The organism is Blautia hominis (genome assembly GCA_002270465.1).
Classification (GTDB): Bacteria; Bacillota; Clostridia; order Lachnospirales; family Lachnospiraceae; genus Blautia; species Blautia hominis.
In genome coordinates this window covers 1,143,768-1,158,168 of record NQOF01000001.1, presented here as the reverse complement: position 1 = coordinate 1,158,168, position 14,401 = coordinate 1,143,768, and the positions used below count along the sequence as shown (strand labels likewise).

The 14,401-nt window shown below is 46.9% G+C and carries 15 protein-coding genes; all 15 read left to right on the top strand.

All coding sequences use genetic code 11. From position 1 onward, the window contains the following. Positions 1–112 precede the first annotated feature (112 nt). The 15 genes from CI595_RS05185 to CI595_RS05115 all read left to right on the top strand — a co-directional run bounded on the left by CI595_RS05185 (position 113) and on the right by CI595_RS05115 (position 14,265). Positions 113–757: an adenylate kinase gene (locus CI595_RS05185; RefSeq protein WP_095172196.1), complete on the top strand. Its 645-nt coding sequence runs from the start codon at positions 113–115 to the stop codon at positions 755–757. 3 nt (positions 758–760) lie between these two features. After that, positions 761–1,516, top strand: a complete 756-nt coding sequence (gene map / locus CI595_RS05180; protein WP_095172195.1) for a type I methionyl aminopeptidase — start codon at positions 761–763, stop codon at positions 1,514–1,516. Positions 1,517–1,524: 8 nt separating this feature from the next. Then, positions 1,525–1,800 carry a KOW domain-containing RNA-binding protein gene (locus tag CI595_RS05175; protein WP_095172194.1) on the top strand — a complete coding sequence of 92 codons (276 nt, stop codon included), beginning with the start codon at positions 1,525–1,527 and terminating at the stop codon, positions 1,798–1,800. Positions 1,801–1,803: 3 nt separating this feature from the next. Beyond that, on the top strand, positions 1,804–2,022 hold the full coding sequence (infA, locus tag CI595_RS05170; protein ID WP_003022750.1) for a translation initiation factor IF-1: 219 nt from the start codon (positions 1,804–1,806) through the stop codon (positions 2,020–2,022). A 982-nt stretch (positions 2,023–3,004) separates the two neighbouring features. Then, positions 3,005–3,118: a 50S ribosomal protein L36 gene (gene rpmJ, locus CI595_RS05165; protein ID WP_003022746.1), complete on the top strand. Its 114-nt coding sequence runs from the start codon at positions 3,005–3,007 to the stop codon at positions 3,116–3,118. Positions 3,119–3,441: 323 nt separating this feature from the next. Continuing rightward, positions 3,442–3,813 carry a 30S ribosomal protein S13 gene (gene rpsM, locus CI595_RS05160; protein WP_095172193.1) on the top strand — a complete coding sequence of 124 codons (372 nt, stop codon included), beginning with the start codon at positions 3,442–3,444 and terminating at the stop codon, positions 3,811–3,813. 97 nt (positions 3,814–3,910) lie between these two features. Next, on the top strand, positions 3,911–4,303 hold the full coding sequence (gene rpsK / locus CI595_RS05155; RefSeq protein ID WP_018595061.1) for a 30S ribosomal protein S11: 393 nt from the start codon (positions 3,911–3,913) through the stop codon (positions 4,301–4,303). A gap of 18 nt (positions 4,304–4,321) precedes the next feature. Further along, positions 4,322–4,915, top strand: coding sequence for a 30S ribosomal protein S4 (gene rpsD / locus CI595_RS05150; RefSeq protein ID WP_065543176.1), 594 nt, complete (start codon positions 4,322–4,324; stop codon positions 4,913–4,915). Positions 4,916–4,941: 26 nt separating this feature from the next. Further along, positions 4,942–5,901: a DNA-directed RNA polymerase subunit alpha gene (locus CI595_RS05145; RefSeq protein WP_018595063.1), complete on the top strand. Its 960-nt coding sequence runs from the start codon at positions 4,942–4,944 to the stop codon at positions 5,899–5,901. A 91-nt stretch (positions 5,902–5,992) separates the two neighbouring features. Then, positions 5,993–6,529 carry a bL17 family ribosomal protein gene (locus tag CI595_RS05140; protein ID WP_095172192.1) on the top strand — a complete coding sequence of 179 codons (537 nt, stop codon included), beginning with the start codon at positions 5,993–5,995 and terminating at the stop codon, positions 6,527–6,529. A 772-nt stretch (positions 6,530–7,301) separates the two neighbouring features. After that, a complete protein-coding gene (locus CI595_RS05135) occupies positions 7,302–8,222 on the top strand; it encodes a diacylglycerol/lipid kinase family protein (RefSeq protein ID WP_095172191.1) in 921 nt (306 codons plus the stop codon). 61 nt (positions 8,223–8,283) lie between these two features. Further along, positions 8,284–8,838 carry a manganese efflux pump MntP gene (locus tag CI595_RS05130; RefSeq protein ID WP_065543173.1) on the top strand — a complete coding sequence of 185 codons (555 nt, stop codon included), beginning with the start codon at positions 8,284–8,286 and terminating at the stop codon, positions 8,836–8,838. Between the two features lie 334 nt (positions 8,839–9,172). Further along, positions 9,173–11,287 (top strand): glutamine synthetase III family protein, encoded by a 2,115-nt coding sequence (locus CI595_RS05125; protein WP_095172190.1) that lies wholly within the window; start codon positions 9,173–9,175, stop codon positions 11,285–11,287. A 279-nt stretch (positions 11,288–11,566) separates the two neighbouring features. Then, positions 11,567–12,487: an AAA family ATPase gene (locus CI595_RS05120; RefSeq protein WP_095172189.1), complete on the top strand. Its 921-nt coding sequence runs from the start codon at positions 11,567–11,569 to the stop codon at positions 12,485–12,487. Beyond that, positions 12,484–14,265, top strand: a complete 1,782-nt coding sequence (locus CI595_RS05115) for a cobaltochelatase CobT-related protein (RefSeq protein ID WP_095172188.1) — start codon at positions 12,484–12,486, stop codon at positions 14,263–14,265. The genes CI595_RS05120 and CI595_RS05115 overlap by 4 nt, the downstream gene beginning before the upstream one ends. The last annotated feature ends 136 nt before the right edge of the window (positions 14,266–14,401 follow it).

Genomic DNA, 14,401 nt, shown 5'->3' with positions numbered 1-14,401 from the left:
TCCAGCCTTTTAGAGAAATGCCGGAGATCTTGCCTGTGGTACAGATTTAGCAGTGCGGGGATTCTTCGGTATACTCTTAAGGATACAGGGTATTTACGAAAGGGGAAAAAGTATGAAGATTATTATGTTAGGCGCGCCGGGCGCAGGAAAAGGAACACAGGCCAAAAAGATTGCCGAGAAATACCAGGTTCCGCACATCTCCACGGGAGATATCTTCCGTGCAAATATCAAGAACGGAACAGAGCTGGGTAAAAAGGCAAAAACCTTTATGGATCAGGGACTGCTGGTTCCGGATGAACTGGTTGTGGACCTGGTAGTGGACAGAGTGGCACAGGATGACTGTGAGAATGGTTATGTGCTGGATGGATTCCCCAGAACCATTCCCCAGGCAGAGAGTCTGGACGCAGCACTGGCTAAAGTAGGCCAGAAGGTGGATTATGCCATTGATGTGGATGTTCCGGATGAGAATATTGTGAACCGTATGTCAGGCAGAAGAGCGTGTGTAGGATGCGGCGCTACTTACCACATCAAGTACAATCCCCCGAAAACAGAGGATGTATGTGATATCTGCGGTGAGAAGCTGATCCTGAGGGATGATGATAAACCGGAGACTGTTTTAAAACGTCTCACAGTATATCATGACCAGACACAGCCCCTGATTGACTACTATACCAAGTCCGGTGTATTAAAACAGGTTGACGGAACCGTTGATATGGAAGATGTGTTCCAGGCGATCGTCAAAATATTAGGAGCGTAAAAAATGTCAGTATCGATAAAAACTGCCAACGAAATTGAACTTATGAGAGAGGCCGGAAGGCTTCTGGAAAAGGTACACGACGAGCTGAGGGATTTTATCCGTCCGGGTATTTCCACACTCGACATTGACCAGTATGGAGAAAAGCTTATCCGTGAGATGGGCTGTATACCGAATTTCCTCAACTATAACGGATATCCGGCTTCTATCTGTGTCTCTGTCAATGATGAGGTAGTACATGGGATCCCGCGCAAGGACCATATTCTCCAGGATGGGGATATTGTGAGCCTTGACGCCGGATTGATCTACAAAGGATATCACTCAGATGCGGCGCGTACGCATGCGGTGGGTGAAATCGCACCGGAGGCACAGAAGCTCATAGATGTGACCAGACAGAGTTTCTTTGAAGGAATCAAGTATGCCAGGGCAGGACAGCATTTATATGAAATCTCCGCAGCCATCGGCGCATATGCGGAGAAATTCGGTTACGGTGTAGTCAGGGATTTGGTCGGACATGGAATCGGCACAAGCCTGCACGAGGACCCGCAGATACCGAATTTCCGTCAGAAGCGCAGAGGGCTGAGACTTCAGGCAGGTATGACTCTTGCGATCGAACCGATGATTAATGAAGGCAGAGCCGATGTGGTTTGGCTGGATGATGACTGGACTGTGGTGACAGAGGATGGTTCCCTGTCAGCCCATTATGAAAATACCATTCTCATCACAGACGGCGAGCCGGAAATACTGACCTTGAGTGAGTAGGTGACCCTATGAGCGAGGTAAGAACAGGAATGGCAGCCGTTTCCATGGCTGGCCATGATACCGGCAGATATTATATCATCGTCAGGGCGGAGGACGGATATGTCTATCTGGCTGACGGAACGCTTAGGACTTGTGAGCATCCCAAGAAGAAGAAATTGAGGCATGTCCGGATTAACCGCAGGATTTCCCCGGAAATTGAGAGGAATCTCAGTGAGACTGGGGAGTTGAAGAATGAAATTATCAAGAGAGTGATCAAAGAATATAGGAGTAAACAGGAGGTTTGATTTATGTCAAAGGCAGATGTAATTGAAGTAGAAGGAACAGTGCTGGAAAAGTTGCCGAATGCTATGTTTAAGGTGGAATTGGAGAATAAGCATGTGATTTTGGCGCATATCAGTGGGAAGCTGAGGATGAATTTTATTAGGATTCTTCCGGGTGATAAGGTTACGATTGAGATGTCACCGTATGATCTGAGTAAGGGCAGGATTATCTGGAGAGACAAGTAGGAATAGTTTCGGAATTGGAATTGGAGTGGAGATGCGGGCTTCTGATGGGAGGCGTGTCTCTGCTTTTTTGTATTTAGGGCGGATGGGGAGAACGTTTTTGGGGGTATAGGGTGGGCGGGGAGAACGTTTTTTGGGTATAGGGCGGACGGGGAGGCCGTAGGAGGCAGGGGAGGGAGAGGGATTGGGGGGAGCGGCGCACTGCGCTTGTCAGGGAGCTAACCTGCTCCCATTCACTAAATTCATCAGCAGTGGCTTCTTCATTAAGTGACTGGGGCAGGTGGATCTCCCAGACGCTCCGTGAAACGCCGCTCCCCCCAATCCCTCTCCCTCCCCTGCCTCCTACGGCCTCCCCTGGTTTCTCTGATGCGATAGTATAAGAAGAGACTGGCTATTGTTCTCTGGTGTGATAGTATAAAAGGCGGCTGTCGCTCTCGGAAAAGGTAGTATAAGAAAGGCGGCTGTCGCTCTCATAAGAGATAGTATAAGAAAAGGTGGCTGTCGCTCTAGAGGAGGTAGTATAAGAATGCGGTTGTCGCTCTCAGAGGAAATAGTATAAGAAGGCGGCTGGTGCTCTTAGAAGAGGTAGTATAAGAAGGTGGCTGTCGCTCTTGGAAGAGATAGTATAAGAAGGCGGCGGTCGCTCTTAGAAAAGGTAGTATAAGAATGCGGCTGGTGTACTCAGAAGAGTTAGTATAAGATGATGGTCGATGTTCTTGAAAATTAGGATACAGGTTGTTTGCAGTGGAGCCGGGGGCCGGAGGGGTTGGGAAGCGATGGAATATAATATAGAAGGAATGGGTTTTTGGGGAGGTTTTTTGGAGAAGATTTATAGGGGAGTGAATAGGGAGAGAAAATGGGGTTAAAATTTAAAAAAGTGCTTGCGTTCTTGTAAAAAGAGTGTTATCATTAAAAACGTACTTTTGTGCTCGTACGTGGACTTTTTATGCCCATGTGCAGAGAAATTCAGAAAGGAGGGTTATCCGTGAAGGTAAGATCATCTGTAAAACCGATTTGCGAAAAATGCAAGGTCATCAAAAGAAAAGGCAGTATCAGAATTATCTGTGAAAACCCGAAACACAAACAGCGTCAGGGTTAAGCATGAGACTCTTATGGAATGCCTGTCAGATAGGTGTGAGATTAGAGTGAATGTTTGATGGATGTGATTTGTGTGAATTATTTTAGTGCGGCTGCAGTATGAAACGCGCGGTTGCGTTGTTCGTACTGATCAAATATAGTAATATATCACGTTTGTCGTCCTGCCGAGAGGACGATTGCAGAATATTGCTTAATACCGTCACACTGCCGTGGCGGAAAGGCTGCGTAAAATTTTATTTTGCGGCTGGATGCATAGAGACCCGTCATTTTTATGTGTCCCAATTAGGAACAATATTTATTTAAGAACAATGGAGGAACAAGTACATGGCTCGTATAGCTGGTGTAGACTTACCAAGAGAAAAACGTGTTGAAATTGGTCTGACTTATATCTACGGAATTGGTAGAACAAGTGCTGACCGTATCTTAGTAGAGGCAGGTGTAAACCCTGACACTCGCTGCAGGGATTTAACTGACGAAGAAGTAGGAAAGATCCGTGATGCAATCGATGAACTGAATATCAATGTAGAGGGTGATCTGAGAAGAGAAATCGCTCTGAACATCAAGAGATTACAGGAGATCGGATGCTACAGAGGAATCCGTCACAGAAAAGGACTTCCGGTTCGTGGACAGAAGACTAAGACAAATGCTAGAACCAGAAAAGGCCCGAAGAGAACTGTTGCTAACAAGAAAAAATAATTTATGACAATGGAAAGAACGCCCGGCGTGCTTTCTGCGGTTGATATAAGAAACATGATAATTTTTTGATTAAGTGAGAAAGTAGGTTAGTTTAAAAATGGCTAAAGTTACAAAAAAAGTGACAAAAAAGCGTATTAAGAAAAACGTTGAACGCGGACAGGCACATATCCAGTCATCTTTCAACAACACGATCGTAACATTGACAGATGCTGAAGGAAATGCTTTATCATGGGCAAGTGCCGGTGGTCTGGGATTTAAAGGTTCAAGGAAATCTACTCCGTATGCAGCACAGATGGCTGCAGAGACTGCTACAAAAGCAGCGTTAGTTCATGGTCTGAAGACTGTTGACGTTTTCGTAAAAGGACCGGGATCAGGAAGAGAAGCAGCAATCCGTGCGCTCTCAGCTTGTGGTCTGGAAGTTACAAGTATTCGTGACGTAACACCGGTTCCGCACAACGGATGCCGTCCACCAAAACGTAGAAGAGTCTAATTAGGAGGTTAAGAAATCATGGCAGTAAATAGAGTACCAGTTCTGAAAAGATGCAGATCCCTGGGTCTGGATCCGGTATATATGGGAATTGACAAGAAATCCACCAGACAGTTAAGAAGAGCAAACAGAAAAATGTCTGAGTACGGACTTCAGTTAAGAGAAAAACAGAAAGCTAAATTCATCTACGGCGTTCTGGAGAAACCTTTCCGTAACTACTATGTGAAGGCGGACCAGAAACAGGGCCAGACAGGTGAAAACCTGATGATCATGCTGGAGACACGTCTGGACAATGTAATCTTCCGTATGGGATTAGCAAGGACCAGAAGAGAAGCAAGACAGATCGTTGACCATAAACACGTAATGGTAAACGGCAAACAGGTAAACATTCCGTCTTACCTGGTAAAAGCCGGAGATACAATCGAAATCAAAGAAAAATGCAAATCTTCTCAGAGATATAAAGACGTACTGGAAGCAACAGGCGGACGTCTTGTACCGGCTTGGTTAGATATGGACCAGGAGAATCTGAAAGGTGAAGTAAAAGCACTTCCGACAAGAGAGGAAATCGACGTTCCTGTTGACGAGATGTTAATCGTCGAGTTGTATTCTAAGTAATATGCACGTAGCAAGGAGGGCTTTGCATGTTCGATTTTAACAAACCCAAAATTCAAATCACAGAAATGTCTGATGATAAGAGATATGGGAAATTCGTTGTGGAACCACTGGAGAGAGGATATGGTATCACTCTTGGCAACTCTTTAAGAAGAATTATGCTTTCTTCTTTGCCGGGTGCTGCAGTGAGCCAGGTCAAGATTGACGGCGTTCTGCACGAATTCAGTTCGATTCCGGGTGTAAAAGAGGATGTGACACAGATCATCATGAATCTGAAAAACCTGGCGATCAAGAACACAAGCGACAGCACAGAACCCAAGACCGCTTATATCGAGTTTGAAGGCGAAGGTGTTGTCACAGGCGCAGATATCCAGGTAGACCAGGATATCGAAGTCCTGAACCCAGAACAGGTAATTGCCACCTTAAACGGCGGCACAGGATGCAAATTCAATGCAGAACTGACAATTACCAAGGGTCGCGGATATGTCAGCGCTGACAAAGGAAAAACAGACGATATGCCGATTGGTGTGATTGCTGTTGATGCAATTTATACTCCGGTAGAGCGTGTGAACATGACTGTTGAAAATACCCGTGTCGGTCAGGTTACTGACTTTGATAAACTGACACTGGATATTTACACCAATGGTACCCTGGACGCCGATGAGGCAGTCAGCCTTGCGGCTAAAGTACTGAGCGAGCATTTAAGCCTCTTTATTGACCTTTCTGAAAGTGCAAAGACTGCAGAAGTCATGATCGAGAAGGAAGATGACGAGAAAGAAAAAGTTCTTGAGATGAATATCGATGAACTGGAGCTGTCCGTTCGTTCCTACAACTGCTTAAAACGTGCTGGTATCAATACAGTAGAAGAACTTTGCAACCGTACTTCTGAGGATATGATGAAGGTCCGTAACCTGGGTCGTAAATCTCTGGAAGAAGTGCTTGCGAAGCTGAAAGAATTGGGCTTACAGTTAAATCCCAGCGAGGAGTAAGCCTCTGATAAGAATTTATGGGCAAAAAGCAGTATGTCAGTAAGACCGAAGAAGCATGGCATATTGTTCCACAAATGGAGGAAATATTGAGATGGCAAAATATAGAAAATTAGGCAAGACATCTGATCAGAGAAAAGCATTACTGAGAAATCAGGTGACAAACCTGTTATACCACGGAAAAATCGTTACCACTGAGACCAGAGCGAAAGAAGTTCGCAAGATTGCTGACGGATTGATCGCTATGGCAGTGAAAGAAAAAGACAACTTTGAGACAGTTAAAGTTATGGCAAAGGTTCCGCGCAAAGATGCTGACGGAAAGAGAGTAAAAGAAGTTGTTGACGGTAAGAAAGTTACCGTATATGACGAAGTGGAAAAGGAGATCAAAAAAGATGCTCCTTCCAGATTACATGCAAGAAGACAGATGTTAAAAGTTTTCTATCCTGTAAAGGAAGTTCCGGCTGCAGCTGCTGGTAAGAAGAAGAATACCAAGAATGTGGACATGGTTGAGAAAATGTTTACTGAGATTGCTCCGAAGTATGTTGATCGTAATGGTGGTTATACCAGAATCGTTAAGATCGGACCGCGTAAGGGCGATGCTGCTATGGAAGTTGTATTGGAATTAGTTTAATATGGATTTTTGGGCCTCTGGGGGAACCTGGGGGTCTTTTTTTGTGTGTGGGGGGGACGGGGAACCCGCGGCAGGGTGTGGCAGAGGTAATATCCTGTGAACGGTGCACTGCGCTTGCCAGGGAGCTAACCTGCTCTCATTCGCTAAACTCGTCAGCAATGGCTTCCTCATTAAGCGACTGAGGCAGGTGGATCTCCCAGGCGCTCCGTGAACACCGTTCACAGGATATTACCTCTGCCACACCCTGCCGCGGGTTCCCCTGAGAGCGTCGCGCGGGGGGAATAGATGTTGAAAGGGTGTCGTGTTGGGGAAGAAATGTTGAAAGAGGGTCATGCGGGGGAAACAGATGTAGAGAGGGCGTCGTGTTGGGGAAGAGATGGTTAAAGAGCGTCATGCGGGGGGAATAGATGTTGAAAGGGCGTCGTGTTAGGGAAGAAATGTTGAAAGAGCGTCGTGCGGAAGGAATAGATGTTGAAAGGGTGTCGTGTTGGGTAAGAAATGTTGAAAGAGCGTCGTGCAGGGGAATAGATGTTGAAAGGGTGTCGTGTTGGAGAAGAAATGTTGAAAGAGCGTCGTGCGGGGGAATAGATGTTGAAAGGGCGTCGTGTTGGGTAAGAAATGTTGAAAGAGCATCGTGCGGGAGGAATAGATGTTGAAAGAGCGTCGTGTTGGGGAAAAGTTGGGGGAGGGAAAAGATGGTGGTGGGAAATGTGGGTTGTATATTTGGGGGTTCGGTAGTAAAATAAGCTGAGATGGAAAGGGAGGATTGGTTATGGGTAAGAGGATGTTGTTTATTTTTAATCCTAGGGCTGGGAAGGGGAGTATTAAGAACCGGCTGGTGGATATTTTAGATATATTTGTGAAGGCTGGGTATGAGGTGACCGTGCATCCTACGCAGGCTTACAGGGATGGACAGAGAGTGGCCCGGCGTAAGGGCGGGGAGTATGATCTGCTGGTTACCAGCGGAGGAGATGGGACCTTGGATGAGATCGTGACGGGGATCATGGAAGGGGGGCATTCTACGCCGGTGGGGTATATTCCTGCGGGGAGTACGAATGACTTTGCTAACAGCCTGCATGTGTCTAAAAATATGCTGGAGGCGGCTGTGGATATTGTGGAGGGAAGGGCTCACGCTTTTGATGTGGGGAAGTTTAATGATGACTTTTTTGTGTATATTGCGGCGTTTGGGCTGTTTACAGATGTTTCTTATGAGACGAACCAGGATCTGAAGAATATTTTGGGACATGCGGCTTATATATTAGAAGGAACGCAGAGGTTGTTTAATATCAGATCTTATAATATGAGGATTGAAAGCCGGGAATGTGCCATGGATGGGGAGTTTATTTTTGGGATGGTGAGTAATGCTACCTCCGTGGGCGGATTCCGGAAGCTGACAGGGCCGGATGTGATGCTGGATGACGGGGTGTTTGAGGTTATGCTGGTACACAGACCTAAAAATATATTGGAACTGAATGAGATCATTGCATCTCTGCTGGGAGGAGCGGATACAAAGCTGATCGAGTCGTTTAAGACGTCATCACTGAAAATTTCCTGCGAGGGACCTGTTTCCTGGACTCTGGATGGGGAATTTGGAGGCGAACACAGGGAGGTGGAGATTACAAATATGAAACATGCGGTACAGATCATGATCGCGGAGGATGATACGGTTCCTCTGATCAATACGCAGGTATAGGGATACCATTTCTGCACACACCGGAATACTATAATAGAAACAGAAACTAATCAGGTGTGCAATGAATTCTCTAGCTGTTTTAAAGGGTATATTGTTGATTCTTGCACTGACCATGGATTCTTTCGTGGTCAGTTTTGCTTATGGGGTTAGTAAGACTAAAATGCCTTTGGGTATTGTGGTTTGTATGAACCTGCTGATGAGTACGATCTTAGGTACAGCCATTTTTATGGGAAGCCGTCTGGCTTCGCTGCTTCCGGAAGGAGTTACGGGGAGGCTTGGGTTTCTTCTGCTGTTTGGTATTGGATGTTACAGGCTTTTCTCCTATTTTTTGAAGAAAGGGGAAGCGGAGTCGGAAAAGGTGAAGGCGCTGAATCTGCTGGAAGGTCTGGGGCTTGCTTTTATATTGTCCCTTGACAGTATTGCAGTGGGGATTGGGACCGGGCTGGTGCAGTCCGGGCAGGTGCTGCTGGTTATTGGCTCTTTTCTGGCAGGTATTGTTGTGATGGAGGCCGGCTGGATGCTTGGGCACGGAACCCGGCACATTTTGAACCGGGATTTGTCCTGGCTCAGCGGAGTGTGTCTTCTTTTGCTGGCTATTGGCTCCCTGCGTGGCTAAATCATAAATTTTTTCTTGATTTTTGGCTGTTTTTGCGGTATCGTAGAAACAGTTTCAATGACTAGTACAGCATTGCGTAAGTTTCGGTGATAGAGTGCCTGATATTTTCGTCAGTGTAAGGCGCCGAAGCGATGGCGTAGCGCGGTTCCTACGACTAGCTTCGGCAACGCGGCACTGGCGTAAATAGCGGGTGCTATATCACTGGAACTTATGCAACGCTGTACTAGGTATCTCCGCGGCTCTCAGGTGCGGGGATGTATGGCTTATAAGGGAAAAAATATGGGGCCTGGGAGAGATGTAGTATGGGGCAACACAGTAAGGAAAGGAAAAACATATGAGCGAGTATACAAACGTAGCTGAAATTTTCGGAGAGGATGTGTTTAATGACACGGTCATGCAGCAGCGTCTTCCGAAAAAGGTTTACAAGGATTTGAAACAGGCAATCCTGGAGGGAAAAGAACTGTCCCCTGAGATCGCGGATGTGATTGCCCATGAGATGAAAGAATGGGCTATGGAAAAAGGGGCAACACATTATACTCACTGGTTTCAGCCGCTGACGGGCGTGACTGCTGAGAAACATGATTCTTTTATTACTGCGCCGCTTCCTAGCGGGAAAGTCCTGATGAGTTTTTCAGGCAAAGAGTTGATCAAAGGGGAACCGGACGCGTCTTCCTTCCCGTCCGGCGGACTGCGCGCCACCTTTGAGGCCAGAGGATATACGGTTTGGGACTGTACTTCTCCGGCGTTTGTAAGGCATGATGCGGCAGGTGCCACACTCTGTATTCCTACAGCGTTCTGTTCCTATACAGGGGAAGCCCTTGATCAGAAAACCCCGCTGCTGCGTTCTATGCAGGCTATTAATAAACAGGCACTGCGCCTGATCCGCCTTTTCGGTGATACAACGGCCAAGAAAGTTACCCCCTCCGTGGGAGCGGAGCAGGAATATTTTCTGGTGAGTGATAAGAATTTTATGCAGAGAAAGGACCTGACCTTTACGGGACGCACGCTTTTCGGCGCTATGCCTCCGAAGGGGCAGGAGATGGATGACCATTATCTGGGAACCATCCGGCAGAAAATATCTGCATACATGAAGCACGTAAATGAGGAACTGTGGAAACTGGGTGTTACGTCCAAGACACAGCATAACGAGGCAGCTCCGGCACAGCATGAGCTGGCACCTATCTATGCGGAAGTCAATGTGGAAGTTGACCACAATCAGATCATTATGCAGACATTGAAGCGCATCGCTTCCCAGCACGGAATGAAATGCCTGCTCCATGAGAAGCCTTTTGCCGGTGTGAATGGTTCAGGTAAGCACAACAACTGGTCTCTGACTACAGATACCGGAGTGAATCTGCTGGACCCGGGCATTACGCCCCACCAGAATATCCAGTTTCTTCTTGTTTTAAGCTGTGTGTTAAAGGCTGTGGACAGACACGCTGCTCTGCTTCGGGAATCTGCTGCGGATGTGGGAAATGACCATCGTCTGGGGGCAAATGAGGCTCCCCCGGCTATTATCTCGGTATTTTTGGGTGACCAGCTTACGGATGTTATGAATCAGTTGATCACAACAGGTATGGCTGACCACAGTATTGAGAGTGAGAAGCTGGAGACAGGCGTGAAATCTATTCCTGAGTTTATGCGTGATACCACAGACAGGAACAGGACCTCACCCTTTGCATTTACCGGTAATAAGTTTGAATTCCGTATGGTTGGTTCCAGGGATTCCATTGCCCCTGCCAATATGGTGCTGAATACCATTGTGGCCCAGTCCTTCAAGGAAGCCTGTGATGTGCTTGAAAAGGCGGAAGACTTCGATATGGCGGTCCATGACCTGATCAAGAGGAACTTCACCCAGCATCAGAGAATCGTGTTTAACGGCAACGGATATTCTGAGGAATGGGTGGAAGAGGCAGCAAAGAGAGGCCTTCCAAATATCGGATGCATGGTGGAAGCTGTGGAGGCTCTGACTTATGAGGAGTCTGTGAGTCTGTTCGAGGAGTTTGGCGTCTTTACAAAGGCAGAGCTGGAGTCCAGAAAAGAGATTAAATACGAGACATATTCCAAAGCCATCAATATTGAGGCCAGGACTATGATAGATATTGCCAGTAAGCAGATCATCCCCGCAGTGATCAGATATACAAAGAATCTGGCAGATTCCATCAATGCCGTGGTTTCCGCAGGAATCCTGGATGTGGATGTGCAGACAGAGCTGCTCAGGGATACATCTGCCCTTCTGAAGGATACCAGGGATGCTCTGAATCATTTAAAAGAGGTGGCAAAAACAGCCGCAGCCATGGAGGAAGGAAAAGAACGTGCCTTCTATTACCGGGAGAAAGTAATGCCCGCAATGGAGGCTCTGCGCCGTCCGGTGGATGAGCTGGAAATGATCGTGGATAAAGATATGTGGCCAATGCCTTCTTATGGGGATTTGCTGTTTGATGTATAATTCAGAAAAGGTGTTCCGGATGCAGATTCGGAGCACCTTTTGTGTTATAATAAAAATGCGGTGTTGCAGATGCAACAGACGGCTGTTAGATGAAATGCTATAATCAGATAAAAGTGAAGGTGCCATATTAGATATAGGAAGTGTTTGATAATGATGCGAATGCGTGTTAAGAGAAACCGGGATCGTGTCAGTGAACAGCAAGAATGAGTTATTATTTATAAAAGCTGCGCTTTGGGCAGAGTAAGCAAGAGAAGAATGAGCAGACGAGAGGAATTGAAAATGGATAAAGAATTGGAATTTTTACGGGAACAGGGTGTGGACCGCGGCCTCATTGACGGGGTGGAGGAATTTCGGTCAAGGTATGACGTGGCGGAGGAGGCGAAAGGGCGCGTGATCTGCCCGGACATGCCATTTTACGGCAGAGAAGTGCTGGAAATGGGTATTGCCGCACTTTTGGAGGGGGAGAACCTGCTTCTGACAGGTCCTAAGGCTACAGGGAAAAATATGCTGGCAGAGAATCTGGCATGGATTTTCGCCAGGCCGGTATACAATGTTTCCTTCCATGTAAATACCAACAGCGGTGATCTGATCGGCACAGACACCTTTGTGAATAATGAAGTGGAACTGCGCAAGGGAAGTATTTACCGATGCGCGGAATTCGGCGGCTTTGGGGTTTTGGATGAGATCAACATGGCAAAGAATGATGCGGTTTCTGTTCTTCACGCTTCTTTGGATTACAGGCGCTGTATTGATGTGCCGGGATATGACAAGATAGATCTGCATGACGCCGCACGTTTTATCGGAACCATGAATTACGGATATGCAGGTACAAAAGAGTTGAACGAGGCGCTGGTTTCCCGTTTCCTTGTGATCGACATGCCGCCTCAGAATGAGGAGACCCTGGAATATATATTCCGCAGAAAATTTCCACAGATCAAAGAAAATGCGCTGAAGCAGTGGATCGGACTTTTCATGGATTTACAGACAAAGGCAGGCAACAGTGAGATCACCACAAAGTCTTTGGATCTGCGGGGAATGCTGGGAGCATTGAAGGCAGTTTCCTGTGGACTCCATCCGGCGCTTGCGGTGCGCATGGGTGTAGTTAACAAATGTTTTGATGTGTTTGAAAAAGAGATTGTCCAGGATGTGGTCATGACACGGATACCGGAATCCTGGACCACAGGGGATGTATTTCAATGAGAGAAGAGTTTGAGCTGGAGCTGGAAAACAGAATACGCAACCTGATGTGGACGGTAAGCGGGGACTATACCCTGGATGTAAAACCGGATTTGGAGAGTTTCCGGCGTTCCAGGTATATCGCCCTTTATGACGGCATCAAACAGGGCGCCTTTGCCCGCTATTTTGACCGGGAAGAGCTTTCCCTGTATCTGGTTAAGAAAATATACCTTCACGCCCAGGAAGGGGAATTGATCAGCCTTGCACAGCTTTGTATTGAGTGGGCGGTCTGTGACCGCATCATGGAGGAGAGGGAAGGCGTAGGGGAGATCAGGACAAAAGCTTTTGAGGACACCTTGGAGCTGGATTTTTCCCAATTAGTGGGGTATGAGGCAGGCCGGCTGAAAATATCCCTTTTTAAGGAAGCTCTGAATGGGGAGGAACCGGCCACAAACAGACTTCGGGGTTTTATGGAGAGAGTTTATGAGCTGAAAAATGCTGTGGACACCATGGAAGTCATACGGATAGTGGATTTTCTTTATAATGAGATTGTGGACCCTCAGTTTGTAAAGCAGCACGGTTCTCTGGAGCGCGTGCTGGCAGTCACTTTGGAGGAATTGACAGAGTTTTCCTGGAAAGATTATCTGGAGGAGGAGGCTTTGGAGGAGACCTTTTCCGCTTATCTGGATAAAGTGACGGAAAGCATGACAAACCTGGACATGATGGAGCAGGCAAAACAACAGGAACAGGAGGAGGACAGGGAAGAGGAGAGCACCAATAAGAAAAAGATTCTGCTGGTTGACGAAAAAGCCCTGGAACGTATGTACAGTTATGTACAGAGAAATTACGGGAAGACCTATTTGACCGAGCCGGAGGAAAAACGCCTGAATTATTTATTGTGCAGAGGTATCCACGCGGACTGCAGCCTGTATTTTACGGAGGGGGTTTTAAAGAATCCCGTTCTCCGCAATTACCAATATGAATACGCCAAAAAGCAGAAAGATAAAAATCTATATGCTTACCACAACAATCACAGGATGGTGAAGAATAATATCTGGACACTCACCGATATGCTGAAAAAGGCATTTACCATGCGGGATGAAACAGATGAAGTGCTTTCAGACAGAGGAAAGATCATTCCCTCCCGTCTGTGGCGGATCGGCAGGACACAGGACGCAAAATTTTTTGTGCGGGAGCTGAAGCAGGATAACAGTGATTTTGTGGTAGATGTGTTGATTGACGCCAGCGGGTCTCAGAGAAGCAGGCAGGGACAGGTTGCCATGCAGGCTTACATTTTAAGCGAAGCACTGAGTAATGTGAATATTCCTCACCGGGTCATGAGTTTCTGTACTTTTTGGGACTACACTATTATGCAGCGTTTCCGCAGTTATGAAGATGACAGGAGTGCAAACAGCAACATTTTTGAATATATTACATCCTCCAACAACAGGGACGGTCTGGCTCTGAAAGCCGCGGGTCACGAATTGCTGAACCGGGATGAGGAGCATAAGGTACTGATCGTGTTAAGTGACGGGCGGCCATACGATGTGATCCTGAACCGCCCAAACGCCAGAAATCCGCAGCCATACCAGGGAAAATACGCCATATCGGATACCGCTTTTGAGGTGCGGAGGCTGAGGAACCAGGGTGTGTGTGTTCTCGGTGTTTTTGCCGGGGAAGAAAAAGATTTGCCGGCAGAGAAGAAAATCTTTGGAAAGGATTTTGCTTATATCCATGATGTGAACGGATTTTCAAAAGTTGTGGGAAGATATCTGATACGGCAGCTGGAGAAAGAGGAGTAGTGCAGACGGCAGGGGCCTTCGGTGATACGGAGGAATCTGCCGTTGTTTTATATGGACGCGGGCAAGATTAACAGATATAATAGATGGAAAGCAGCAGGGATGTGAACTGCGTGGTGAAAAAGCAAAGGAAAGAAAG